The 26771-nt window shown below is 43.5% G+C and carries 25 protein-coding genes; 20 read left to right on the forward strand and 5 right to left on the reverse strand.

Annotated elements, in window-relative coordinates; translation table 11 throughout:
• Window positions 1-270: 270 nt before the first annotated feature.
• On the forward strand, window positions 271-1575 hold the full coding sequence (locus FTT84_RS03555) for an ammonium transporter (protein ID WP_373684989.1): 1305 nt from the start codon (window positions 271-273) through the stop codon (window positions 1573-1575).
• 15 nt (window positions 1576-1590) lie between these two features.
• Window positions 1591-2208: a hypothetical protein gene (locus FTT84_RS03560; protein ID WP_180080034.1), complete on the forward strand. Its 618-nt coding sequence runs from the start codon at window positions 1591-1593 to the stop codon at window positions 2206-2208.
• Between the two features lie 88 nt (window positions 2209-2296).
• Here the strand turns inward: FTT84_RS03560 and rsfS are convergent, their stop codons facing one another.
• From rsfS to FTT84_RS03585, 5 genes are all read right to left on the reverse strand, one after another.
• Window positions 2297-2695, reverse strand: a complete 399-nt coding sequence (rsfS, locus tag FTT84_RS03565; RefSeq protein ID WP_067767854.1) for a ribosome silencing factor — start codon at window positions 2693-2695, stop codon at window positions 2297-2299.
• A gap of 88 nt (window positions 2696-2783) precedes the next feature.
• Window positions 2784-3566 carry a hydroxypyruvate isomerase family protein gene (locus FTT84_RS03570; protein WP_180080032.1) on the reverse strand — a complete coding sequence of 261 codons (783 nt, stop codon included), beginning with the start codon at window positions 3564-3566 and terminating at the stop codon, window positions 2784-2786.
• Window positions 3567-3603: 37 nt separating this feature from the next.
• Entirely contained in the window at window positions 3604-4479 is an 876-nt protein-coding gene (locus FTT84_RS03575) for an NAD(P)-dependent oxidoreductase (protein WP_180056436.1), read from the reverse strand.
• A gap of 32 nt (window positions 4480-4511) precedes the next feature.
• Window positions 4512-5300 carry a crotonase/enoyl-CoA hydratase family protein gene (locus FTT84_RS03580; RefSeq protein WP_180080030.1) on the reverse strand — a complete coding sequence of 263 codons (789 nt, stop codon included), beginning with the start codon at window positions 5298-5300 and terminating at the stop codon, window positions 4512-4514.
• Between the two features lie 110 nt (window positions 5301-5410).
• Window positions 5411-8218: an ATP-binding protein gene (locus tag FTT84_RS03585; protein ID WP_180080028.1), complete on the reverse strand. Its 2808-nt coding sequence runs from the start codon at window positions 8216-8218 to the stop codon at window positions 5411-5413.
• Between the two features lie 153 nt (window positions 8219-8371).
• Between FTT84_RS03585 and cysM the strand changes: the two genes are divergently transcribed.
• From cysM to FTT84_RS03675, 18 genes are all read left to right on the forward strand, one after another.
• A complete protein-coding gene (cysM, locus tag FTT84_RS03590; RefSeq protein ID WP_067767837.1) occupies window positions 8372-9292 on the forward strand; it encodes a cysteine synthase CysM in 921 nt (306 codons plus the stop codon).
• 30 nt (window positions 9293-9322) lie between these two features.
• The gene (locus tag FTT84_RS03595) at window positions 9323-10141 is read left to right on the forward strand and encodes a 3'-5' exonuclease (protein ID WP_180056430.1); all 819 of its coding nucleotides are present in this window, start codon (window positions 9323-9325) and stop codon (window positions 10139-10141) included.
• Between the two features lie 6 nt (window positions 10142-10147).
• Window positions 10148-11536: a 23S rRNA (uracil(1939)-C(5))-methyltransferase RlmD gene (rlmD, locus tag FTT84_RS03600; protein WP_180056429.1), complete on the forward strand. Its 1389-nt coding sequence runs from the start codon at window positions 10148-10150 to the stop codon at window positions 11534-11536.
• A 32-nt stretch (window positions 11537-11568) separates the two neighbouring features.
• Window positions 11569-13875: a bifunctional (p)ppGpp synthetase/guanosine-3',5'-bis(diphosphate) 3'-pyrophosphohydrolase gene (locus FTT84_RS03605; protein ID WP_067767831.1), complete on the forward strand. Its 2307-nt coding sequence runs from the start codon at window positions 11569-11571 to the stop codon at window positions 13873-13875.
• Between the two features lie 205 nt (window positions 13876-14080).
• A complete protein-coding gene (locus FTT84_RS03610; protein ID WP_180056420.1) occupies window positions 14081-14704 on the forward strand; it encodes a beta-ketoacyl synthase chain length factor in 624 nt (207 codons plus the stop codon).
• Window positions 14689-15510: a 1-acyl-sn-glycerol-3-phosphate acyltransferase gene (locus FTT84_RS03615; protein ID WP_171263606.1), complete on the forward strand. Its 822-nt coding sequence runs from the start codon at window positions 14689-14691 to the stop codon at window positions 15508-15510. The genes FTT84_RS03610 and FTT84_RS03615 overlap by 16 nt, the downstream gene beginning before the upstream one ends.
• Window positions 15494-15754: a phosphopantetheine-binding protein gene (locus FTT84_RS03620; protein ID WP_086178413.1), complete on the forward strand. Its 261-nt coding sequence runs from the start codon at window positions 15494-15496 to the stop codon at window positions 15752-15754. Before FTT84_RS03615 ends, FTT84_RS03620 begins: the two co-directional genes overlap by 17 nt.
• Before the next feature lie 9 nt (window positions 15755-15763).
• Complete coding sequence (locus FTT84_RS03625; protein WP_086178412.1) at window positions 15764-16012, forward strand: acyl carrier protein; 249 nt, start codon at window positions 15764-15766, stop codon at window positions 16010-16012.
• A complete protein-coding gene (locus tag FTT84_RS03630) occupies window positions 16009-16563 on the forward strand; it encodes a septation protein IspZ (protein ID WP_180056418.1) in 555 nt (184 codons plus the stop codon). Before FTT84_RS03625 ends, FTT84_RS03630 begins: the two co-directional genes overlap by 4 nt.
• A gap of 54 nt (window positions 16564-16617) precedes the next feature.
• On the forward strand, window positions 16618-18285 hold the full coding sequence (locus FTT84_RS03635; protein ID WP_180080026.1) for an AMP-binding protein: 1668 nt from the start codon (window positions 16618-16620) through the stop codon (window positions 18283-18285).
• 15 nt (window positions 18286-18300) lie between these two features.
• Window positions 18301-19035 (forward strand): glycosyltransferase family 2 protein, encoded by a 735-nt coding sequence (locus FTT84_RS03640; RefSeq protein ID WP_180056414.1) that lies wholly within the window; start codon window positions 18301-18303, stop codon window positions 19033-19035.
• Window positions 19036-19103: 68 nt separating this feature from the next.
• Window positions 19104-19982, forward strand: coding sequence for an acyltransferase (locus tag FTT84_RS03645; protein WP_180056475.1), 879 nt, complete (start codon window positions 19104-19106; stop codon window positions 19980-19982).
• Window positions 19983-19987: 5 nt separating this feature from the next.
• Entirely contained in the window at window positions 19988-21511 is a 1524-nt protein-coding gene (gene hutH, locus FTT84_RS03650) for an aromatic amino acid ammonia-lyase (RefSeq protein ID WP_180056412.1), read from the forward strand.
• A gap of 15 nt (window positions 21512-21526) precedes the next feature.
• A complete protein-coding gene (locus tag FTT84_RS03655) occupies window positions 21527-21946 on the forward strand; it encodes a thioesterase family protein (protein ID WP_086178407.1) in 420 nt (139 codons plus the stop codon).
• Between the two features lie 70 nt (window positions 21947-22016).
• Entirely contained in the window at window positions 22017-22595 is a 579-nt protein-coding gene (locus tag FTT84_RS03660) for an outer membrane lipoprotein carrier protein LolA (RefSeq protein ID WP_257222756.1), read from the forward strand.
• Window positions 22570-24894: an MMPL family transporter gene (locus tag FTT84_RS03665; RefSeq protein ID WP_180080024.1), complete on the forward strand. Its 2325-nt coding sequence runs from the start codon at window positions 22570-22572 to the stop codon at window positions 24892-24894. The genes FTT84_RS03660 and FTT84_RS03665 overlap by 26 nt, the downstream gene beginning before the upstream one ends.
• A 19-nt stretch (window positions 24895-24913) precedes the next feature.
• The gene (locus FTT84_RS03670; protein ID WP_180080022.1) at window positions 24914-26212 is read left to right on the forward strand and encodes an NAD(P)/FAD-dependent oxidoreductase; all 1299 of its coding nucleotides are present in this window, start codon (window positions 24914-24916) and stop codon (window positions 26210-26212) included.
• On the forward strand, window positions 26202-26771 hold the full coding sequence (locus FTT84_RS03675) for a DUF3261 domain-containing protein (protein WP_180080021.1): 570 nt from the start codon (window positions 26202-26204) through the stop codon (window positions 26769-26771). The genes FTT84_RS03670 and FTT84_RS03675 overlap by 11 nt, the downstream gene beginning before the upstream one ends.

A 26771-nucleotide genomic window follows, 5' to 3' on the forward strand; every position in this document is an offset into this window, starting at 1 on the left:
ATGCACGTGATTGATCACTAAAAAGGCGCATTAAATTGCACCATAAAAAGTTGATGTTTCAAATGAATGCAAAAGATTAAATACCACCCAATTATTATGCGCTGTTCTGACCCATGGTGCGAAAAAGTGCTGTTTGTTAGCCCCTTAGCAGCTTATGTTTTGCGGCAACTGATTGAAATATATTTATTTGTCTGAAATTTGGCATCTGTTTTGCAAAGTAGGATTATTCTTGGGGGAATAATCATGAAAAAAGCATACTTGCTTGCATTGATGTTGAGTTTAACTGCATCACAAACTTGGTCAGCAGATCCACAAATGGCCAGTAATATTCAAGAAATTCGCATTTCACTCGATAGTATTTGGGTGGTGCTAGGAGGTATTTTGGTGTTCTTCATGCAAGCGGGTTTTGCCATGATTGAAAGCGGCTCTGTCCGCAGTAAAAATACCGTGAATGTGCTCATGAAGAATTATATGGATGCATGCTTGGGGGGCTTGGTGTTCTGGTTAGTCGGTTTTGGTTTGATGTTTGGTGTAAACAGTACAGGGTGGTTTGGTTTGAGTCATTTCGCACCTGACCAAATGGATGACTGGCACTGGAATCTACTGTTCTTCCAAATGATGTTTGCAGCAACAGCAACCACCATTGCTAGTGGTGCAATGGCGGAGCGTATTCACTTCGTGGCCTATGTGGTCAGTGCGGCAGTGGTTTCTGGTGTGATATATCCAATTTTTGGCAGTTGGGCTTGGGGCGGACTTTTTGGTGGTGATGGTTGGTTAAAGGCTTTGGGGTTTATTGACTTTGCCGGTTCAACCGTTGTGCACTCTATGGGTGGTTGGGTTGCACTAGCTGGAATTATTGTATTGGGGCCGCGATTAGGACGTTTTGGTCGCAATGGTCAAAGCCATTACTTGCCAGGCCATAATTTACCATTAGTCGCTTTAGGTGGTTTTATTTTGTGGTTGGCTTGGTTCGGTTTTAATGCTGGCTCGACAATCAATGCCGGTGTAAGTGTGGGTCGTATCGCCTTAAATACACATCTTGCTGCATGTGCCGCTGCGGTTACTTATATGTTGCTGAGCCTAATTCGTTCGAAAGCGATTTTGATTCGTAGCACGATTAATTCTTCACTGGGTGGTTTGGTCGCAATTACCGCAGGCTGTGCCACTATGTCGCCAATTTATGCGGTAGTCACAGGTTTATGCGCTGGGGTGCTAGTGACCTTTTTACCTATGCTGATGGAGAAACTTAAACTGGATGATGTGGTTGATGCTGTGACTGTCCATGGATTTTGCGGGGCATGGGGCACATTAGCAGCAGGGCTATTTCTTGAAAATAACATGTTCAATAGCGATGTCATTGCAATACAAGGGCTAGGGGTGTTGGTGGCTTTTGCTTGGGGCTTTGGGGTGGCATTTATTGTATTTAAAGTCTTGGATAAATTGATGGGTGGGCTGCGTGTCAGTAAGCAACATGAGCAACGTGGTTTGGACTATACCGAACATGCTGAATTGTCTTATCCAGAGTTTCAAAAAGATGTCACTTTCGAAACTGATGATATGACTAGACGTCACTGATTAGGAGTGAAGTAAATGAGTACTGAACTGTTAAATTTGGCACAGCGCCGTGAAGCACTGGAAAAAGGCTTACAACAATATTTACAGGGCAATATGTTGCAAGGTGCATTACTGCATTGGGAGCAGCAGTACAGCATGAAACCATCCTTTGTATTGAATCGCTTTTTAAATGATATCTGTACGACGGAAGAATTACGCTTTTATCGAAAAGACATGCTTAAGCAAGTTTTGTATGAGTTATCTACTCTAGAGAAGCAAGCACTATTACGGATTGAAAAACCGAAAGAAAATGAACAATTTGAGGCATTGGTTGCCGATACCATCAGTGACGCTTTTTTAGCATTTACAGATGCGGTTTTACAAAGTACCAAGCTGGCAGATGTAAATGACTTTAATCAGGAAGTGATTGAACAAATTGAGCAGATAGGGCTGGCCGTTGCAGCCAATGCACAAATTAATACGGCATCATTTGTGGAGTTTCTGCCACTAACCAGTTATGCAAAAGTATTGACCTGCATTTATGAGGTGTTTTGCGAGTTTTATGGCCCTATGCGTGCAGATCAGGTTTATGCTCAGACCAAGCTGAAAATTAAAGCTAATTTCCCAGAAGTGGATTTACATCAGTTGCTTTAATGTCCTAGTAACTAGGAGAGGCATTCATTACTCAACCCATGAGACATAAAAAAAGCGACCGAATTCGGTCGCTTTTTTTATTGACAACTTAAGCTACAGTTTCTGGAGCTGTACGCCATAAGCTTTCAAGATCGTAGAATTTACGTGCTGTAGGTAACATCACATGTACCACTACAAAACCGAGATCAATCAGGATCCATTCTGCATCACGTTCACCTTCAACGCCAATCGGGCGGAAGCCGGCTTTACGTGCTTCTTCTGCCACGTTGTCTGCAAGAGACTTAATATGACGAGTTGAAGTACCGCTCGCAATAACAATCGCATCTGCTACATTGCTGATTGTGCTGATATCGAGAGAAACAATATCTTTGGCTTTTACATCTTCAAGTGCTTCACGTACAACAGCTAGGCAAGTTTGCACGTCTTTGATTTGCTTGTTTGCGAGATCGTGAGAATTAGAAGCGCTGGGCGATGGTTCTAAATTCATAGAGGGTATGATTTCCTGACAATTTTTCAGGATCTAATATAGCGGTTTTGTTGCTGAATTTCAAATCAACCCTCTTCAAATTTAACGCTCAGTTCTGGAAGTATTTGTCTTTCCATGCAAAAGAGTGCGACGAGTTGGAACGTGGACGATATTCTGCTGCGACATATCCTGCATATTCGCTTTGATTGAGCCATTTAAAAATTTGTGCATAGGCGATTTGCCCAGAGTCTGGTTCATGACGGCCTGGGCAATCCGCAAATTGGATATGTCCAATGTCATCAATATTTTCAGCCAGACTACTTAAAATATCTTCACCCATCATGGCCATGTGGTAGCAGTCATATTGCATCTTTAAAGCAGGATGTTGTACAGCTTCAAGCATTTCTTGTGCTTGAGCAATATTTTGCACCAAGAAACGTGGCATATCTGTGCCATTAATCATTTCAAAGACTGGCTGAATTTGATGTTCGACCAGCATATGACACGCTAATTTTAAATTAGTGGATAAGGTATTTAAACAAGGCAATAGGTCAGCATCTTGTGGTTGCTTCCCCGCCAAAATGTTTACACTTGGGACATTGAGCGCTGTTGCATAACGAATACATAGCTCTAACGCTTGGTAAAATTCATTTTCGCGACCAGGCACACCGGCAAGCCCGTCACCACCTTGCATTAAGTCGCCTGCTGGAACATTGATCAGACATAAACTCAAATCATTTAGGGTTAATTGTGTTTGAATTTTCTCAATGCTCAGTTCATAAGGGAACTGAATTTCGATGTATTTAAAGCCATGTTCACGTGCTAAAACAAAGCGTTCTAATAACGGAACTTCAGTGAAAATCATTGATAAATTCACAGCGAGCTTGGTCATGTTTAGATCCTTTTATCCATGTAGTCGGTCAATTCACTCATGATTTTTTACATTCAACGTGTTCAATCACTGTGGCTAAATCTTTTTCAGCATAGCCATTATTTTGATGTGCTTTGAGCTGTGAAAGAGCCAAAGTCGCGACGGGTATATCTAGATTAAATTGAGCAGCAAGCTGTACCGCATTGTTCAAATCTTTCGACAAAGTCTGCACTTTCCATTGCACCGGTTCAAATTGATGACTGGCCATACGTGGCGTTAATATTTGAAACGGTTTGGAATCTGCAAAGCCACCTGCAAGGGCAGGTGCAAGTAAAGTTGTATCGACACCTGCTTGTGATGCAAGGGCAACGGCTTCAGCAATTAAGGTACTATTTGCAGCAACAATCAATTGATTACAAATCTTGGTGGCTTGTCCTGTACCAGTTTCTCCCATTCGGGTGACGCGTTGAGATAAAACATTGTAGATTAAGCTGAGATCATCAATGGTTTGTGCATCACCACCAGCGAAGATAACCAATGTTCCTTGCTCTGCACCAGCCGTTCCACCTGAAACAGGGGAATCGATCCAAATGACATTTTTAGTTTTTGCTTGTGCGGCCAAATCCAATGTTTGATTGACCGATAGGCTTGAAAAATCCACGATGACTTGGTTCGGACTTAAGTACGGCGCGATTTGTGCATAGACTGCAGCAACAGCATAGTCATCTGCAAGGCAACTGAGGATGACGGGATAGTGGGCGATTTGATCAAGGGATAATGGCGTCGCACCTATCGCAACCAGCTCATCGCAAGCGGCAGCGCTACGATTCCAGACTGCAACTTCAAAACCTGCTTGAATCAAACGTGTTGCCATCCGACTTCCCATGAGACCCATGCCAAGGAATGCAATTTTGGTATTTCGATCAAAAGCCATTTTTATTCTCAATCTATCCAGTCATACATAGTTTACTTATATTGGCGCGGCAAAAACTGAACCTCTGGGTTCTTATCCTTTTTACGGGCTAACTGACTGTTTTTGCCCATCAATAATTTAAATTGCCAAATTTTTTCTAAGCGCAGTGAGCGTTTTGGATTATGTTCCATCGCGTCTAATACTTGTTTGGTTGCGGCCAAAGCATCAGGAGAGCGCTGAGAGAGTTCTTCAGCCAAAATTTGAGCCTGTGCCAAGGGTGTTTCATTTAAATGTGTCACCAATCCAATTTCTTTGGCATATTGACCATCAAATATTCGAGCAGTTAAAGTCAACTCTTTCGCCAAATCCAACCCAATTAGGCCTTTAAGCGAACGGGTTAAGCCCATGTCCGGAACCAAACCCCAACGACTTTCCATAATCGACATTTTAGTATCAGGATGGGCAATACGAATATCTGCTGCTAATGCCAATTGCATGCCAGCTCCGAAGCAAAAGCCTTCAAGTGCCGCAATTACTGGTACAGGGAGTTGTTGCCAAATCAGGAACGCTTTTTGAAATAAGCTTTGGCCTGGTTTAATCAGCTCCCATGCTGCAAACGCACGATTTTTAGGGTCATTCAGATCAGCTAGATCAATACCTGCGCTAAAAACCTGAGCTTCACCTGTTAAAACTACACAGCGTAAGCTGCGATCTTTTTTTAGTTTTTCAGCTGTGCTCACTAATTCCTTTAACAATGCAAAACTCATTGCATTACGTTTGTCTGGACGGTTGAGATAAACCGTTGCAATGCCATTATTTTTTTCGATACGTAATAAAGCCATGGTATTTACTCTTGTTGTTTCTGCGCCGAGCATAGCATGCAGTTTAGTCTGATAGATGACAGTGCAGTCACTTGAGTTTGAAGCCTGCACTGTTTTTTCAGGTTTAAAAATTATTGGTTTTGTTTGGCTAAAATTTGTTGTGCTGCATGTTCAACTTGCAACATCACGGCATTGAGTTCATCAAAACGTTGCAAGGTTTCTTGAATAAAGCTTTCGTCTGCTTTACGACGTTCTTTGCGTAATGTCGAAACGAATTGTTCAAAATTACCCGAAACTTCTTGCAGTGTTGGTGCACCGACATAACGTGTTGCGCCATATAAACGATGTAGTACATGCTCTAATTGAGGAAAATCTTCATCGTCAATGAGCTGTGCCATTTCAGTTTTTTCTTGCTCAAAACTGTCCACCAGCATTTTTAGTAAATCGATCGCAAGATCTTCTTTATTCGCAGCCAATTGTAAGCTTTGTTGCCAATCTAAAATGCTTGGTTCTAACGCTTCGATGACAGAGTTACGTTCTAAACCTTTGGCTTTTTTGAAATTTTCTGTTGTCCACTGCGTCAATATTTGAATAATCTGATCCATCTGAATTGGCTTCGTCACATAGTCATCCATACCACTTTGCAGCAGCTTTTGTTTTTCATCTGACAGGGCATGAGCAGTAAGCGCAATAATTGGCAAGCGTTTATGTTCTTCAAATGTCGACTCTAAAGAGCGAATCGCTCGTGTAGTATCAATACCAGACATGACTGGCATTTGAATATCCATAAAGACCAGATCGAAAGCCGATAAATTTTGTTCATGTCGTGATTGAATAACTTCAATGGCTTCTTGCCCACTGAGCACTTTTGTGGTTTTGACATTTAATTCTGAAAGTAAGGCTTCAAGTACAATTAAGTTGGGTAGATGATCATCCACCGCCAAAATGTGTAAACCTTGCCCATTGAATTCTTCATGTTGTTCTTGATCGAACCATGGTTCATTACTCAAAAGTTGAACTAACGCAGTACGACTGAGCGGTTGGTGCAATGGACGAGCTCGGTACTCATTCAACATGTTTGGATCAAGCATCATTTGATAACCGTACATGGCTAAATTGCCGGTATAACGGTTACGAATTTCTTTCAATAAGGCTTCAGAGTCACCACTATGATCGACAATCAGCCAAGTGTTTTCATTGCTTTGCAGTTGATTGAGTCGGCTAAACAAATCTAAAATTGACTGCGTTTCAATGTGCTGCACATCATAATCTTCTAAATAATGACGAAGTACATTCGCTGTGGCAGGGTGTGCTAAATAGGACACTACTTGCAAATGGCTAAACTGTGGATGAACAATTTCAATATCATCATCGACACTAAAGCGGGCAGTGAACCAGAAGGTTGAACCTTTTTCGGTCGGTGCACGTTCTTGGTTGTCTTCAAAGCCAATTTGCCCATGCATAAGGCTTACCAATTGTTTTGAAATTGCCAGTCCGAGTCCTGTTCCACCAAATTGACGAGTGACCGAGGCATCACCTTGCGAGAAGGATTCAAACAGTTTTTTACGATCCGTACCGCTTAAGCCAATGCCGCTGTCTTGAACGCTAAAGTGCAGTAAGCATTGACCGATGTCATCATGCTCCATACGCACACGGACAATAATTTCACCATCTGGAGTGAATTTGATGGCATTTGAGGTTAAGTTGGTCAAAATCTGCTTAAAGCGTAGGGCATCGCCGACCACATATTTCGGGACGTTGTCTGCATAGTAGAAGGTCATATCAATATGTTTCTGTGCAGCCAACGGCGACAACATATCCATGACATCAAAGACCGCTTCTTCTAAGTCAAACTGTGCTGTTTCGAGTTCTAATTTTCCAGCATCAATTTTTGAGAAATCTAATACATCATTAATTAAAGCGAGTAGATGCGCTGACGATTTACGAATCGTTTGTAGATAGAGATTTTGTTCATTACTGAGGTTGCCTTGACGTAATAACAGATGAATAAAACCATCAATACTGTTGAGTGGTGTGCGTAGTTCATGTGAAATATTGGCTAAGAAAACCGATTTGGATTGATTCGCATGAATTGCTTGGTCACGTGCTTGGCGATAAGTAATGTTTTGAACTTCTAAGGTATCGAGGGTACGACGTAGATCATCCTCAGTTTGTTCAGTATGCTCACGTAATTCTAAAAAGCTAAAATGCAGGCGTTTTACGACGTTAGCAATGTCACGCTGAAGTAAGCGTAATTCACCGGTACTGTTAATTACCATGTGCTGATTGAGGGTGTCTGCATTCAGGCGTTGTAATTGCATGCGGATTTCATACATCGGGGCAATCCAGCGACGTGAATAGAAATTCAGGCACAGCAATAACAACAATAAGGTCAGTAAACCTGTAGCGATTAAGACAATCAAAACACGGTAGTGTGCAATTTGAAGTGGTTGATTATCTAATTCAATAGATAACCAAGCAGGCGTTTCGTTGGCATCTGTAATTTTGAGCGCATAAACATGATTGTCGTTATGGGCTATTGGACCGACAAAAGAACTTTTATTATCAAATTTAGGCCAAAGGTCTTGGTCTTGAAAGCCAATGCTCAGGCGGTTATGACCTTGTACATCTAAAATAGCAGCGCGAATCAGATGCTTTTCATTCAGCATGTTTTGCATGGCATTACGAGCTTGGTCAAATTGCCAAGGGTAATGGTTAAGGAGGTCGACGGTAGATTCAGAGGTTTGCTGATAACGCGTCAAAATTGCAATTGCCATTTGACGTTGCTGCGCTTTTGCTGCATTAGACGTTTCAGTAATTACCAACATGGCACCTACACATGCCAATATCGTGATCGGCACGAAAATCAGTGCAATCAGCTGTCCATAAGCATGATTTAAGTGCAGGCGTTTAAAAAGCTTTTTGTTGATATTTGACATGATTTAAGCAGTTTATTCCTTATGCACCGAATATTAGCATGGATTATTTAAAACTGATTGCGCTTTAATCACTTTGACGAAAAAGCCAGTCAAATGGGTGCAGGCTCAGGTATTTTTTCATACAATAGGCGCACCTCGATATAGGTACACATAATGAGTAACACAACCCCTGATTTTCAAGCAGATGATTTTTTATTAGACCATTACGTCGGAAATACTCCGTTAGTGCGTTTACAGCGTCTGGCAAGTCACACTCAAGCAACAGTATTAGCCAAGTTAGAAGGCAATAACCCAGCAGGTTCGGTCAAAGACCGTCCCGCGTATAACATGATTATGCAAGCTGAAAAGCGTGGCCAAATCAAACCGGGTGATACATTAATTGAGGCGACGAGCGGAAATACAGGTATTGCTTTGGCAATGGTTGCTGCAATGCGTGGCTATAAAATGACATTAATTATGCCAGCAAGCTCAAGTCAGGAACGTAAAGATGCAATGCGCGCTTACGGTGCTGAGCTGATTGAATCTGAAAACATGGAAGAGGCACGTGATCTTGCGCTTCAAATGGAAAAAGATGGTCAAGGTTTGGTACTCAACCAGTTTGGTAATCCGGATAATGTGGAAGCGCATTATTTAACTACTGGCCCAGAAATTTGGAAACAAACTGGCGGTAAAATTACGCACTTTGTCAGCTCAATGGGTACAACGGGTACCATCATGGGGATTTCAAAGTATTTAAAAGAACAAAACCCAGAGATTCAAATTGTTGGTTTACAACCTTCTGAAGGCTCAAACATTGCAGGTATCCGCCGTTGGCCGCAAGAATATTTGCCAACAATTTTTGATCCATCACGCGTTGACCGTATTATGGATATTCCACAAATTGAGGCAGAAAAAACTGCACGTCGTCTTGCACGTAAAGAAGGTGTCAGTGCAGGAACATCGTCTGGTGGTGCAGTGTGGGCATCGATTAAACTGGCTGAAGAAAACCCAGATGCAGTAATTGTTTGTATCGTTTGTGACCGTGGCGATCGTTATTTGTCGACTGGTTTGTTCTCTGTTGTAGATCCTGAATAATTGCGATTGCAATTCCACTGGTGAGTACTCATGCGTTTACCTGTTTTAATTTTTGATATCGAAACACTCACCGATTTAAAATCTGGGGCGCATTTGTACGGGCTAGATTTGCCTGAGGCAGATCTTGACGCTGCGTTGACGAAATTACGCCGTCAAGAAGCGGGTACTGATTTTCAACGTTTGGCGCTGCATGAAATTGTTTGTATTTCAGGTCTGTGGATTGATGAAAAAGGCATGAAGTTGTTTTCATTTAGCCGAGAAGACAACAGCGAAGCTGAAATTTTAAAAAAATTCGTTTCGATTTTTGAAAAGCGTCACCCAACGCTGGTCAGTTGGAATGGTTCGCAATTTGATTTACCGGTCATTTTATTTCGTGCCATGTATCACGGCTTATCTGCACCAAGTTTGTTCGATCAGGGCGAGATTGATACGCAAAAGCGGTATAATAACTACCAGAATCGTTATCATCATCGTCATATTGATTTAATGGATGTCATGGCAATGTTCCATGGCCGTCATTTTCAAAAGCTCGATGATACAGCACATTTACTTGGCTTCCCTGGGAAGCGTGGTGACGGTGGCTATCATGTTCCTGCATATGTTCAAAATGAACACTGGATGGAGCTGACCAGCTATTGTGAAGGTGATGTGTTGAATACATGGCTGATATATTTGCGCTGGCTATTGTTGAAAGGACAGTTACTGCTGAATGATCATCAGCACATGATTCAAAGCACGATTCAATATTTAAATACTCAGCCGCAACACGCTGACTTTTTATCGGTATGGCAGCAAACTTCGCAACGTACCGAATTTACTCAATCAGATTTCCCATCTCACACACATTAGGTACGCATGAAACATAGAGCCAAGCCCCAAAAAGCCCAACAGCCCATTTATACATTTCAGGTTGAGTCGCTTTCACATGAGGGGCGTGGCATTGCGCACTTTGGAACACATCCTGAGCATCCTATAGAAAAACACGGTAAAAAAGTGTTTATTCGTTATGCTTTACCGGGTGAAACCGTACGCGCGCGTATTACCAATGTCGTAAAACGTCTTGAAGAAGCCGACAGTCTCGAATTATTAAGCGACGCCTCTGAGATGCGTGTTGAGCCAGCCTGTCCGCATTATGGAGTGTGTGGTGGCTGTAGCATGCAGCATATTCATCCAGATGAACAAATTCGTTTAAAACAAGAAGTACTGAAATCACATCTTGAACATTTTGCTGGTATTCAACCTGAAGAATGGTTAGCGCCACTACGTTCACAGCGTGAAGATTACCGTCGTAAAGCACGTATCGGCGTGCGATACCTACCTGCGAAAGATAAATTGGTGGTGGGCTTCCGTGAAAGCCAATCCAATAAACTGACTTCGATTGATCGTTGTATGGTGCTTGATCGTGAATTTGGTTCATTGACGACACTTAAACAGTTATTACAACGTTTAGCTGGTAAGGCTGACATTGGGCATATTGAATTGGCCATGGGCGATCAAGAGATTGCGCTATTGGTTCGACATACGGCTGAACTTTGTGCAGAAGATGTCAACCAATTTAAGAAATTTGCGTTACAGAAGGGATGGCAGCTTTACTTACAACCTGAAGGCCCTGATAGCCTACACCGTGTTGATGATCCATCGGCAGCGATGCGTCTGCACTATGGTCTAAGTGACTTTAATGTAGAATTTGGCTTTAATCCTCAAGACTTCACGCAAGTGAATTCAACGATTAATCCACAAATGGTGAAACTGGCATGTGATTTGCTTCAGTTACAACAGGGTGAACGCGTTCTTGATCTGTTCTGTGGTTTAGGGAATTTTTCTTTACCACTGGCAAAATCTGTGGGAGAGGCTGGTTCAGTTGTTGCCGTTGAGGGTAGTGAGGAAATGGTGCAACGTGGTGCAGAAAATGCACAAAACAATGGCCTTTCTCAAGTAAAATTTTATTCACAAGATTTAACAAAAGATTTTTCGCATCATTCTTGGGCAAAACAGGGATTTGATGCATTATTGATTGACCCGCCGCGCTCCGGTGCGGAGGAAGTTATGCAATATGTGCCCAAATTTGGTGCAAATAGAATCGTTTATGTGTCATGTAATCCAGCAACCCTTGCGCGTGATGCCGGGATGTTGGTACAACAAGGCTACCGTTTGAAAAAAGCGGGTGTCATGGACATGTTTACCCATACAGGGCATGTCGAATCGATTGCTTTGTTCGAAAAAGAAAATCAGATAAACGATTAGAGATATGAAGCGTAGAAAAGTAGGAGTAGGGTATGGTCACAGTACGTGAACAGCTGCCTGGACGTCTCAATGAGTTGTCACAGGAAGCGACTGTAGAACATGCCGAGCAAGCACAGCATGATCTAGCCGAATGGTTGGAGCGTGTCAGTGGTATGTTTGACGGAGCTCCATTGAAGCAACTCAGAGAAGTTGCGAATCTGACCTTGCAAAAAGAACTCGAAACCACGGTGAGTCATCGTTCCAACACCTTTTATACCGGTATTGAAATGGCGGATATTTTGGCGCATCTGTATGTAGATGAAGATACTTTATCCGCAGCGATGTTATATCGTTCGGTGCGTGAAGGTGTAACCAGTTTGGAAGAAGTACGTACCCAGTTTGGTGAGCAAGTTCATGCTTTGGTGAAAGGCACGCTTGCAATGGGTAAACTTTCTGAATTGATTGAGCAGAATAAGCGCCTCGAAGATCATTTTAATAATAACCAGCGTGAACATTTAACCGGCATTTATAAAATGTTGATTTCGGTGACGGAAGATGTTCGTGTTGTATTAATCAAACTTTCTGAACGTACTTATGCCTTACGTGAATTGGCGCATTCGTCAAAAGAGCGTCAAGAACGTGTAGCACGAGAAATTTTAACCATTTACTCACCACTGGCACATCGACTTGGCATTGCACAGTTAAAGTGGGAACTGGAAGATTTAGCGTTCCGCTATTTAGCGCCTGAACGTTATAAGGAAATTGCATCTTTATTAAATGAAAAACGTCTAGAGCGTGAGCAATATATTCAGTTTGTAACCGATAAATTACGCAAAGAATTGCTTGATCATGACATCGTGGCCGAAATTAATGGTCGGGTGAAACACATTTATTCGATTTATCGAAAAATGAAAAGTAAGAACCTGAGTTTTGATCAGCTTTACGATATTCGTGCAGTTCGTGTATTAGTGGATAGCGTACCTGAGTGTTATCACACATTGGGTATTGTGCATCAAATTTGGCGTCACATCCCGCATCAGTTTGACGACTATATTACTAACCCTAAAGCTAATGGCTATCGTTCGCTTCATACCGCAGTCATTGCAGAAAATAAATCGCTAGAAGTGCAGATTCGTACCAAAAACATGCATGAAGAAGCTGAGCTTGGGGTATGTTCGCACTTTAACTATAAAGAAGGTTCGAAGACGACCGATTATTCATTTAATCATCGTCTACACTCGCTTCGTGCGGTACTTGAACATTATCAAGAACGTAATGATGCTAGTGCGCATAAGGATGAAGAAGACTCGGAAAACTTTGAACAAATACAAGAGTTCGAAGATTTTGAGAAAATCTATGTGTTCAGTCGTGATGGTGATATTAAAGAACTACCACGTGGCTCGACAGTTCTAGATTTTGCATATCATGTACATACCGAAGTGGGTAACAAGTGCTATGCGGCACGTGTAAACCAACGCTATGTTCCTTTGACTTATACGCTAAAAACTGGCGAGCAAGTTGAGATTTTAACCAAGAAAGACCGTGAGCCGAACCGTGATTGGTTGGTGAATTCACTGGGTTATATCAAGACAGCACGTGCTCGTGACAAGTTACGCCATTGGTTCCGTCAGCAAGACCGTAGCAAGAATTTGGAAGTGGGGCGTGAAATTCTAAATAAAGAATTATCACGTCTTGCGATTCATCCAAAAAGCATTGATTTGAATGATTACTGCAACCATTTCAATGTGAAATTAGGCGAGGATATCTTAATTGGTTTAGTGAATGGTGATATTAGCCTGCATGCCTTAATCAATCAGGTAAACCGTCATATGCATCTGGATCAGGATGAACCTGAGCTGGTGCTTAAACCAACATTGAATCCGCGTGCGAGTCATACCTTATCTGCGCATGGTATTTTGATTGATGGACTGGATAACGTGGAATTACACGTTGCACAGTGCTGTCAGCCCGTACATGGGGAGTCGATTGCGGGATACATTACTTTGAATCGTGGTGTGAGTATTCATAAAGTCGCTTGTCCTGACTATGTGCGTATGATTGGTCAAGAACCCGAACGTGCTGTCGAAGCCGATTGGGAAATGCAGCCAACCCGTGGTCAAAGTGTACAAATTGTGGTTGAAGCTTATGACCGCCGTGGTTTGTTAAAAGACTTAACCCAAGTGATTTTCTCTGATCAAATCAATATTCGTCAGGTGAATACAATCTCTGAAAGTGATGGTATTGCTAATATGAAGCTGTTGATTGAAGTAAAAGGTTTGGCACAGTTGTCTAAGTTGTTAGCACGTCTTGAACAGCAACCAGGCATTATCAGTGCACGCCGTTTGGTGCAAGGAAGTTAATGACTTCCAGTTTGATAAATTGAAAAAAAACCTGCGTGATGCAGGTTTTTTTTATGTCTAAAAATTGCTGTCATAAAGCTGTAATATATGTACAAGTATATGATAATAGGAATGTTTATTATATTTTATGCAAAAAAAATAATGTCAATGCTATAATCCGCAACATTCTGAAATATAAGTTTTAAAGGGTAAGGAAATACAGCGCATGGTGCTTATGAATGTGTCTCGGCTAGTGATGAGCCGGGCAGATGAGGTATTTCCTGCCTTAGAAAAAATTCCCGCGATGCAGCGGCGCCGGCTGTCGCCAATTGCAAAGTTGGCGCTGAATACTGCAATACAGGCGCTGTCAGAACAGCAAGCTGATTATATCGTTTGGGTATCGCAGTATGGTGATGAACATAAAACACTGAAAATATTAGAAGATGTGTTAAACGACCAAACACCCTCACCAACTCAGTTTTCGACTTCGGTGCATAATGCCGTGTCTGGGCTGTATTCAATTTTATGTAAAGAATCAACGCCAGCTACCAGTTTGGCGGGTTCATGGAATGATGGATTAACAGAAGCATATGCATGGCTAAAAACTGCACAGTTTAGTGGTCGCGTGTTGGTGGTGTATTATGATGAACCGCTACCAGATATTTATGCTGAGCATCAGCCTTTTGTTGCTTTCGCGATGGCGGCAATGGTGACATTAAAGCCTGAAAATTTATGTTTAAAGCTTGAGCACATGACACAAGATGCTTTTTATTTTCAGCAAGCATTACAATTTTATCATTTCTGGCAAGATGAGCGCCAAACTGAAAGCGCTGCGTGGACCAAATGCTAAATTTAAAAAGTATTAAGCAAAAAGCCAATTATGTTTGGCGTGTAGGCGCAACGGGCTTCAGTTTTGCCAGTTTTGGCGCAGGCGGCGCTGCCATAGGCGGTCTGGTTGCACCTTTGGTGAAGCTCAGTACGCAAGATGAGGCGCTGCGTATACAGCGCACGCAAAAAGTCATTAAGCACAGCTTTAAAGGCTTTACCGAAATGATGGTTAAGCTGGGCATTATGACCTATGAAGTTGAAGGGCTGGAAAAGCTGCAGCACAGCCAGCAGGAGCTGGTGATTGCCAACCATCCGACACTGATTGACGTTGTGGTTTTAATTGGTTTAATGGAACAGGCAAATTGCGTGGTCAAACAGGCGCTGTGGTCTAACCCATTTACCAAAGGTCCTGTGCAGAGTGCGGGGTATATTCTAAATGCAGGTTCAGAACAATTTATTCAGGATTGCGTGAACAAACTGCAGCAGGATAAAGCGGCATCGTTACTGATTTTTCCAGAAGGGACACGGACTGAAAAAGACACGCTGCTGAATGACTTTCAGCGCGGCGCTGCCAATATTGCCTTGCGCGCAGGTGTACCAATTCGGCCAGTACTGATTACATGTACACCTTCGACCCTGACCAAAAATGAAAAGTGGTATCACATCCCAGAACAGCCTTTTCATATTCACGTGAAAGTTTTGGATGCGATCCAAGTGGAAGACGTATTGGATGATGTTAGTGTCAATCCCAAAAATGTACGTCAATTAAATCAACAATTACAGCGGTTTTTTAACCAAGAGTTATCCTTAAATGAACAATCTTGCTGATGAATTGAAGCAAATGATTATTGATGTGCTTGCCCTAGAAGACATCACCATTGCAGACATTGAAACAGAAGCGCCGTTATTTGGCGACGGTCTGGGTTTGGATTCAATTGATGCATTGGAGCTGGGCTTGGCATTGAAAAAGCGTTACGGTATTCATTTAAATGCAGAGTCTGCAGAAACCAAAGAACACTTTAAATCAATTCAAAGCTTGGTGGCTTTGGTTGAAGCTCAGAAAACAGCATAAGAGGTTGCTATGCTTGCACAAGAAACCGTTTTAGAAAAATTGCGCGAATGGATGGACGAATTGTTCGAAATCGCGCCTGAAGATGTACAGCTTGAGTCCAATCTAGCAACAGATTTGGATGTAGACAGTATCGATGCGATTGATTTGGTCGTAAAGATTAAAGAATTAACCGGTAAGCAAGTGAATCCGGAAGATTTTAAAAACGTCCGCACCGTACAGGACGTTGTAGTCGTCATTCAGAATATGTCAGCTGAATGAATGCAGTTTTTAAAGGGATAGCAGTAATCGGATTGATTCTCTATCCTTTTTTTGTCGGCTATGGTTTGGCAAAAGGCCACTATGCATGGGTAAGTGTGCTGTTGATTGCACTGGGCATGATGCGCATGTTCAGCAAGGGCAATGCTTTGCTGTGGCCTTTGACGGGCTTTGCTATACTCTGCGGTGGACTAAGCCTGATACTCAAAGATCATGCTTGGCTAAAACTGTACCCAGTCTGCATGAATGTGGGTGCTTTGATTATTTTCGGTATGACCTTAATCAAACCGCCATCTATGATTGAGCGCTTTGCGCGGTTGGCAGAGCCAGACTTACCGCCAGAAGGTGTGCATTGGACACGTCAAGTCACCAAAGTGTGGTGCGTTTTTTTTGCGGTTAATGCGCTGATTGCATTATGGACGGTGTATTTTGCGCCAATGAAGATTTGGGTGCTGTATAACGGTTTTATTTCCTATGTGTTGATGGGTATTTTATTGCTCGGAGAGTACCTGCTGCGTAAACGTCAGCAGCGATTGCATCAGGCGCAAAAATAGCGTCATTTTCATTTTTTTAATTTAGAAAATAATCACGGTTTAGAAACAACATTTATGTCTTGTCATTTTCAGCACCATCAGCATTCATCCCGAACTTTATGTATTCAGTCCGATCTGCGTGAAATTTCATTTCAGGACTTTTGGCAGGATGTTGCATTGCAGGCAACTCAGATCCGCATGTCATCTGAAGCTGTCTGGGCGCTGTGGGAACAAGATAGCTATGAATTTTTGGTGCTGCTATTTGCAGCCTTGCAGGCAAAAAAACAGGTCTTGCTGCCACCAAACCGTGTCAGTGATTTAGAAAAAGAATTGGCTGCCGAGCAGATCTATTTTCTAAAACGCAGTGAAATCTCAGATAAAAAACATCAAGAAATTTTTCAATTTGATGATGCCTTTTTAAATCACGCGCAGGTGTATTTTTATACCTCAGGCTCTACAGGCCAACCGAAAAAAATTCCTCGTACCTTACAGCAATTGTTTAATGAAGTTTGCGGCCTAGATGCCAGCTTTGCTTTGCCCGAACAGGCCGTCGCAATTGCAACAGTCAGTCATCAGCATATATATGGCTTATTGTTTAAACTGCTGTGGCCTTTGGCGAGCGGGCGAAGTTTTTATCAAAAGCAATTGGCTTTTCCTGAAGATGTGGCTGATATTCAAAAGAAAATCGCGCATTTACAGCTGCCAAACTATGTAATTTCCAGCCCAGCCTTGCTCAAGCGCTGGACCAAGGATGTACTGCTGCAAGACTGTATTACGGTATATTCTTCTGGCGGCAAGCTGGATGCGGGTGTCCGCCCATATCTGAACAGTCCCATTACAGAAGTATTTGGCAGTTCTGAAACAGGCGGAATTGCGCACCGTCAGCAGGATGATGCCTTATGGACTCCCTTTGCTAATGTCGATATTCAGGCTCAGGAACAGCAAGAATTGGCGGTCAAAACCAATCATGCATTTAGCACAGACTGGATTTTGACGGGTGATAAAGTCGAACTGATAGAAATGACGAACTCTAAGAGCCCATTTCGTTTGCTGGGCCGTTTAGACCGAATTGTGAAACTGGAAGAAAAGCGTTTAAGCCTCGATGCAATTGAACTTAAAATTGCGGATTTAGCGGCTGTAGAGCAATGTCACGTTTTGGTGTATGAAAAAGAGCACCGTCAAATTTTAGCCACGGTGGCTGTGCTGACGGATGAAGCGCGTCAGCATGTGCAGGAAATGGGCAAAGCGGCATTCGTAGCGCAGCTGAAAAAACAATTAAGTGAAAAGCTGGAAAGTATTGCCATTCCGCGGCAATGGCGCTTCTTGTCCCTGATGCCGCAAAATGCGCAATCTAAACTCAATAAGCAGTATTTAAAGTCTTTGTTTCAGCCGATGCAGCTGCCTGTGGTTTTGACACAGCAGATACATGATGAGCAGCTTAATTTAGCGCTGGAATTCAGTCCTGAGTTAGAATGTTTTAAGGGACATTTCCCGAATTTTTCAATTTACCCAGGCGTTGGTCAAATTGGCTTCATTCAGCATTTTGCAAAGCAGCATTGGGCAGATTTGCAATGGTGTAATGGTTTTGAGCAGTTAAAATTTCAGGACTTAATTCGTCCTTATCAATGTGTGGATTTATCCTTAGTGCGAAAGGCGCACAAAGTCAGTTTTGAGCTGAAACAACAAGATAAAACATTGGCTTCTGGGCGGCTGCTGTTTGCTGTTTCAGCGGCAGAAGAATAGGCCGAGGATATAAGAATGCAGCATTGCTTTGTAATTCCAGTTTATAACCATCCGCATTATTTGGCGGCCTTAACTGCACATCTAAACGTTTTTCAGCTGCCTATTATTATGGTGAATGATGGCAGTGATGCTGAATGTACAGCGGTGCTGCGGTCATTGGCTGCAGACAACCCTTTACTGGATTTGGTTGAGCATGAAGTCAATCAAGGCAAAGGCGGGGCAGTCATGACGGGGCTGCAGCATGCATATAAGCAGGGTTATAGTCACGCCTTGCAATTAGACTCGGATGGTCAGCACGACTGGAATGATATTCAGCACTTTTTAGATGTCTCGACGCAGCATCCAGAAGCGATGGTCATTGGTCAGCCTGTATTTGATGCGACTGTTCCGAAAAAACGCTTATATGGTCGTTATGCAACACATATTTGGGTTTGGATAAACAGCCTATCTTTTGAAATTAAAGATAGTATGTGCGGTTTTCGAGTTTATCCCTTGGCGCAGACAGTGAAAATATTGAATAGTGCTAAATTTCAGCCGCGTATGGGCTTTGACTCAGAAATTTTGGTGCGCTTGAAATGGGAAAATGTACATTTTGTGAATGTGCCTACTCGGGTCATCTATCCTGAAGACGGTATTTCGCATTTTAATGTCTGGCGAGATAATTTAGGGATGGCTCGCGCGCATAGCCGTTTATTGGGTGGCATGCTGCTGCGCTTACCCAAATTGCTGTATTACAAAGTGAAAGGCTAAGCGTGTCAGAGCAAAAAAAGACAGAAAAAAGCACTCCCAAATGGAGCAGCATCAAAGAGCGTGGCGGCATGTTACCACTGATGCTGATGCTGGGCTTTTACCGCTTGGGCGGACGCTGGCTGTGCAGATTGGTGCTGTATTTTGTGATCTTGTGGTATTGGCTATTTTCAAACACAGCACGCCAAGCTTCTTTACTGTATTTAAAAAAGCTGCATCATTTTGCAGGCAGTCAATCACCTTTTGCATCTGATCCGCATATGGGGCAGACCTATACGCATTTAATGCAGTTTGGCGAATGCATCTTAGACAAAATTGAAGGCTGGTTGGGCAATGTGGCTGAGCAGGAACTGCAATTGCATGGGCATGAACATTTCCGTGCGCATTACCAAAAAGGCGCAGTGATTGTTGTTTCACATTTTGGCAATATTGAGCTGCTGCGTGCGGTGAAGTCTGAACATACGCAAAAAATTAATGTGCTGGTCTATCAAAAGCATGCGACAAAATTTAATGAATTTTTAAAGAAGCTGAATGAGCATGCCGATGTGAATTTGGTTTCGGTAGATGAATTGGGTATAGAAACCGCATTGATTTTACAAGATAAGCTGGATCAAGGCGAGTGGGTGATTGTGGCTGCAGACCGTGTGCCTGTGCAGTCTGGCCGTGTTCAGCCTGTTGAGTTTTTAGGTGAGCAGGCGCTGTGGCCGCAAGGCGCGTGGATTTTGGCAAGTTTATTGAAAGCACCTGTATTGGCGGTGTTTTGCTATCGGGTGCAAGCACATTTTGAAGTGCATATTCATAAAGTAGCAGATCAGCTGAACTGGCCACGTAAAGAGCGCATGCAAGCTATGCAGCAGACCACACGGCAATATGTGCAGCTGCTGGAACAGCATTGCATGCGTGCGCCGTATCAATGGTTTAATTTTTATAATTTTTGGAATAAAGGATAAGTCTTGTGTTAACGATTGGGGAATTCGCTCTCAGCATTGAAGATATTGTAGCTGTTGCGCGTAAAGAACATCAAGTAGCACTGCCTGCTTCAGATGAGTGGAATGCATTGATTCAGCGCGGCGCAGATTTTCTCGATCAGTTATTGCAGGATGAAGGTGTTATTTATGGCGTAACCACAGGCTATGGCGATTCTTGCCTTGTGGAAATTCCACCGCATCAAGTGAATGAACTGCCTTTGCATTTGTCTCGCTTTCATGGATGTGGCATGGGCCAAAATTTGGATTTAATCACGGCACGCGCAGTGGTTGCAGTCCGTTTATGTTCGCTGGCACGTGGCTATTCAGGTGTATCGCACGCCTTGCTGCAGCGTCTGGCGTGGATGCTGAATGAAGATGTGATTCCAGTTATTCCATCTGAAGGCTCTGTCGGCGCAAGCGGTGATTTAACGCCATTGTCTTATATTGCGGGTGCGCTGGTAGGTGAGCGTGATGTGTATTACCAAGGCAAGATTGTACCCATTGCAGAGATCTATGCCGAAAAAGGCATGCAGCCTTTGGTGATGCGTCCCAAAGAAGGTTTGGCCTTGATGAATGGTACAGCTGTGATGACCGCCATTGCTTGCCTGAACTATAAAAAAGCAGAACAGATTGCTTTGGCCAGCACCATGGTGACAGCATTGAATGTCTTGGCGCTGGAAGGTAATCCGAGCCATTTTGATGAAGTACTGTTTGCGCAAAAACCGCATCCTGGTCAGCAGCAGATTGCCGCGCAATTACGTGTATGGCTGAACAGCCAAGTGCAAACCGAGCACCAAAGTTCACGCCTGCAGGACCGCTATTCATTACGCTGTGCGCCTCATATTATTGGTGTGTTTGAAGACTCAAAAGTGTGGCTGCGCCAGTTTATTGAAAATGAGCTGAATTCCAGCAGTGACAATCCATTGATTGATCCGGTGAATTTGCGTGTACTGCATGGTGGACATTTCTATGGCGGTCATATTGCACAGGCTATGGACAGTTTAAAAATCATGATTGCCAATATTGCAGACTTGATGGACCGTCAGCTTGCGCAATTGGTCGATTACAAGATGAATAACGGCCTGCCGCGCAACTTGACGGGTTCAAGCCCAGAACGCCTGCCGCTGAATCATGGTTTTAAAGCCGTGCAAATTGGGGTGTCGGCATGGACAGCAGAAGCGCTGAAACAGACTTTGTCGGCATCCATTTTTTCTCGTTCAACTGAATGTCATAATCAGGACAAAGTCAGCATGGGAACCATTGCAGCGCGTGATGCAAGCCGTGTGATTACGCTGACTGAACAAGTGATGGCGGCATTGAGCTGTGCTGCGGTTCAGGCGGTGAAATTGAAAGGCTTAGATACAGAACTCAGTCCAGTATTAACAGCATTTCAACAGTGGGTGCTTCACAGCTTCAACTATGTAGAGGAAGATCGCCCTTTACAGAACGAGCTGCAGGCGTTGGTCAACCGTTTTGAAGATTTAGAACTTTTGAACAGCATTGCTGTATAAGCCAAGGATAAAGCGATGCATGCAGATGTGATTATTGATGTGCCTTTTCATGATGTAGACACCATGAATGTGGTTTGGCATGGGCATTATTTAAAATATTTTGAAATTGCCCGCTGCAAGCTGCTGGATCAGTTTCATTATAACTATACGCAAATGCGTGATTCAGGCTACGCATGGCCAGTGATTGAAAGCCATGTGCGCTATGTGCAGGGCATCGAATTTGAACAAAAAATCCGTGTACGCGCAATTTTAAAAGAATGGGAAAACCGTCTGAAAATTGAGTATCAGATTTTTGACGCAGTTTCGGGCAGACGACTGACCAAAGGTTATACCACGCAAGTGGCAGTGCAGATTGCAACACGTGAAATGTGTTACCAGTCGCCTCAAATTTTATTGGACTGTTTAAATGCATGGTCTGAATTTAAAGCGGAGTAGTAGGATGAATATTCGATCTCCTATTTTTAAAGCAGCATTGCCGCTGTGTTTGATTACAGCTTCTGCTGTGATGACATCTGCAGGTCATGCGCAGAATACTGAATTGAAGCAGGTATTTTCGCAATTGGCGGCTACACCAATGGTACGCGCCAATTTTGAACAACAGAAAAAATTGGCTTCGCTGAATAAAACCTATGTCTCGAAAGGCGAAGTGCTGTTCAGTAAAAATCAGGGCGTACTTTGGCAAATTCAAAGCCCAGTGAAAGCAGATTTGATCGTGACACCGCGTAAGCTGGTGCAAAAAACACAGCGCACTTCAAGTCAAATTGCAGTTGATAAAACGCCTTATGGTTCTGTTGCGACCATGTTTTTACAGCTGATGTCTGGTAATGAAACTGCACTGGCAAAAAACTTTAATGTGGTTTCAGCCAATTACAGTCCTGCACAGTGGAATGTGGTGCTGACGCCAAAGAGCAGTTTATTTAAAAAACTGTTTGTCCGTGTTGATGCTCAAGGTCAGCGTTATGTGAACCGCATTGTGATTCAGGAACAGGCCAATAACAGTACGGTCATCCGTTTTAGTCAGCAAAGCGCTCAACCTCAAACTTTAACGGCTGCGGAAAATGCGCTTTTCCAATTGGCAAAATAAATTTACCGCCATTTGGCTGGTCATACTCTGTGTCATTGCAGTCGTTTTAGCTACGGCATGGCTGAACAATGGCATTAAAATTCAGACCAATATTTTTGCCTTGCTGCCAGAAACACATCAAGATGCGAATCTGGAGCGTGCGCAGAACTATGTCAGCAATCAGCTGAATGACAAAGTCTTTGTGGTGCTGGATGCTCAAAATGATCAGCAGCTGGATCAAGCCACAACATTACTGAAAACACAGGCTAATCAAAGCCAGCTATTTCAGCCTGTACGCCCTCAGCTAGACTATGACAAATTTGCCAAACTGCTGTATCAGTACAAGGCAGGGCTGTTAACCCAGAGCGACCGTGAACTGCTGCAGCACAAAGATTATGTGGCATTAGCAGAGCAGGGCTTATTGCAATTGATGAGTCCGGGCATGCCGGTCACGGCAGAAATGCTGCAAAGTGATCCGCTGTTGCTGTTTCCACGTTATGCAATGGGGCTCAGCGCGTTACAGAACAATTCGGATATTAGCCTAGAACAAGGCTTTGCCACCAAGCGCGATGAGCAGGGCATTTCTAGATTGGTGGTATTGCAGCTCAAGAACAGTCCTTACAGCATTGCCTATCAAGAGCAGACCGATGCTTTTATTCAGCAGATCAATCAACAGCTGAGTCAATTGCAGGTCACACCGCATTGGACAGGAACACTGCTGTTTGCGCAATTTGGTACAAACTCTGCGAAAGAAGAAATTTCGACGATTGGTGTCGGTTCAACCATCGGTATTCTGCTATTGGTATGGTTTGGCTTCCGTTCTATCCGCCCCATGCTGACCGAAATAGTTGCTGTGGGCACAGGAAGCTTGGTTGCTTTTGCTGTGACTTACAGTATTTTTGGCGAAATTCATTTAATGACTTTGGTCTTTGGCGCCAGTTTGATTGGCGTCTGTGTGGATTTTTCATTTTACTTTATGGCCATGCAGTCGCAGCATCGTAAAATTGATGGCTTTGCCGTTTTAAAGCCATTATTGCCAAGCCTATTTGTAGGTCTGATGACAACGCTGCTGGCTTATGTGGTGCTGAGCTTTACGCCATTTCCGGGCTTTAAGCAGATCGCAGTGTTCTCTATGGTCGGACTGACTGCGGCATGGATTACCAGTATTTTACTGCTGCCATGCTTGCCTGCTTTAAATGCCGAGCCTGCAATTCGCATGCTGAGTTTTATTGGTCATGCGCGCAACTACATTCAAGCGCGCAATCGCTTACGCTATGTCTTGATGGCGCTGATTGTTGCAGTGACTGGCAGCAGCTTACTGTTCTTAAAAAGCAATGATGACATCCGTAATTTGCAAAGTATGGATCAACGCTTAAAACAGGAAGATCAGTACGTACGTGAACGTTTTATGCAGCAGCAGGGCAGTGATTATTTTGTAGTGCGAGGTCAAACACCTGCAGAATTAGAACGCAATGAACAGCACTTATTGGATCAGCTATCTGTATTGCAGCAGGCTGGGAAATTAGATACGGTACAGGCGCTGGGTCAGTGGGTGCCGCCTCTGGTGCAGCAAAAGCAGAATGTGGCTATGCTTCAGGCCATTCCTGAGCAGGCCTTGCGTGATTATGCGCAGGTGCTGCAGCTGAATGAATCTGACGTTCTGAATTGGCAGGCAAACTTGAAGCATCAGCCGCTGCTGAGTGATGCTGTGCTTCAAGATCATCCGCTGCATTTTTTACAGATGAGTTCTACCCAGCGTTTAGTCATGCTGCAAAATGTACAAGATGTGGCCGCTTTGCAAAAATTAAGCAATCACAATGTGCAACTGCTGCGGCCAGTTAATCAGCTGTCTGAGCTATTTCAGCAGCATCGTATACAAGCGCAGTGGCTGCTGCTGAGCGCTTTGGCAATTTTAGCCATTGGCTTAGGCCTGCTATATGGGAAAAAATCCATCTTGCCGCTGGTGCTGCCGGTGACCATGGCGCTGATGACGACCTTTGCCATACAAGCTTGGTTAGGCGTAGAAATTAATCTGTTCAGCATTATGGGTACCTTCCTGATTATCGGCATTGGCGTGGACTATGCGATTTTCTACCGTCATGGGCACGACCATCCGCAAGTGGTCGGCATGGCGCTGTTTCTATGTATGATGTCGACTTTCTTTGGATTTGGACTTTTGTCCTTTAGCCATACCTATGCCATTCACAGCTTTGGCTTGACGGTACTGCTGGGGGTCATTTTTTCATTTATTTATGCAACATTGTTTACATCTTCCGATGCAGAACATGTTGTGGTTCAGCAATATCAGCCAAAGAGCTGAGTAAAAAGGTAATAGTGCAATGAGCACACTACAGCACACAGATGTCTTAATTATTGGCGCGGGGCCTTCGGGCAGTTCGGCAGCAGCCTTGCTGCGTCAAAAAGGCTATCAAGTGACGGTGATCGAAAAACAATATTTTCCGCGCTTTTCAATTGGGGAATCTCTACTGCCGCAGTCTATGGTGTTTCTAGAGGAAGCTGGTTTGCTGGAGACGGTGCGTGAGCATGTCGAAGAATATGCATTTCAATTTAAAAACGGCGCCGCTTTCTTAAAAGGCCCGCAGTGCAGTTTCTACGATTTTACTCAAAAATTTAGTGAAGGCCCGGGCACTACTTGGCAAGTGCGCCGTGCCAATTTTGACCATCTGCTGGCGCAGCAAGCTGGCAAAATGGGTGCAGACATCCGCTTTGGTCATGAAGTGACCGCTGTCGATGTAGACAGCGCTCATCCTATTTTAACGGTTAAAGATGAACAAGGTCAGCCTTATCAAATTCAAGGCAAGTTCCTGCTGGATGCCAGCGGCTTTGGCCGAATTTTGCCTAAATTTTTAGATTTAGAAAGCCCGTCAGATTTCCCTGTACGCCGCGCCGTATTTACGCATATTGAAGACGGTATTTTGGATGATCCAGAATTTGACCGTGAAAAAATCTTGATTGCGGTACATGAAAAAGATCATCGTGCATGGTATTGGCTGATTCCTTTTGCTGATGGACGTTCATCTTTTGGTGTGGTTGCAGAACAAGACTTTTTTGAAAAATACGGTTATGACGGCAGTCCAGATTATGATTTAGAAGCATTGCAAAAACGCATTTTGGCGGATGATGTGAGTTTGTCTAAAGTGCTGCGCAATGCGAAACATGATACGCCTGTACGTACATTGGTCGGTTATTCTGCCAATGTTAAACAGCTAGCTTCACATAATTATGCTTTGCTCGGCAATGCGGGCGAGTTTTTAGATCCTGTGTTCTCATCAGGGGTGACCATTGCGCTGAAATCTTCCAGCTTGGCCATTCCTTTGGTTGATCAAGTATTGCAAGGACAGCCTGTGGATTGGATGGCGCAGTATGAAAAACCACTTCGCAAAGGTATTCAAGTGTTCCGCGCCTATGTGGAGTCTTGGTATACAGGCGAATTTCAAGATGTGGTATTTTCAAAGAACCAAGATGAAAAAATCCGCCGTATGATTGCTTCGCTTTTGGCAGGCTATGCGTGGGATGAAACAAACCCGATTTATCACAATGCCAAGCAGCGTTTGAGTACATTGGCGGAATATTGCCGCGAAGCGAAAATGCGGGAAACTATGACAGATGGCACTTAATGTAAATGCTAAAATCACTGCTTTAGTTTTGGCTGGTGCTGTCTTGTGCAGCGGCTGTCAAAGCTTGGCGCCTAAAATTCTGCCTAAGGCGCAAGGCTTATCTGCGCCGCAATGGACAGCGCAAAGCTATCAGCGCCAAGATCAAATTGAAGTGCAATGGAAAGAACATGGCTTCAGTTTTTTACTGTATCAGCAGCAAAGCGGTCAGCAATTGGACATGCTGGCGCTGAGCTTGACTGGGCAGCAGCTGTTTAAACTGAGTTTTGATGGACAGCAGGTTCGGGTGGAGCAGCGTATTGATGCCATGAAATACTTGCCATTTGACTATGTCGTGCGGGATATTTTGTACGCAACCTATCCACAGTTTATGTCATTACATGCAGGGCAAACCGCTGTGACGCAAAAAGATGGTGTGGTATATATCAATCAGCAGCCCGTGTTAAACATTCAGCCGCTAGAGGGAGCAGTTGAACTGAATAACCTGCAAGTACCGTATCAAATGGTAATCAGCGCGGTGAGCAATACTTTGGAAGATGATCGAGGCGAGAGTGACCAATAA

It is taken from the genome of Acinetobacter sp. YH01019 (assembly GCF_013420285.1).
Lineage (GTDB): Bacteria > Pseudomonadota > Gammaproteobacteria > Pseudomonadales > Moraxellaceae > Acinetobacter > Acinetobacter gandensis.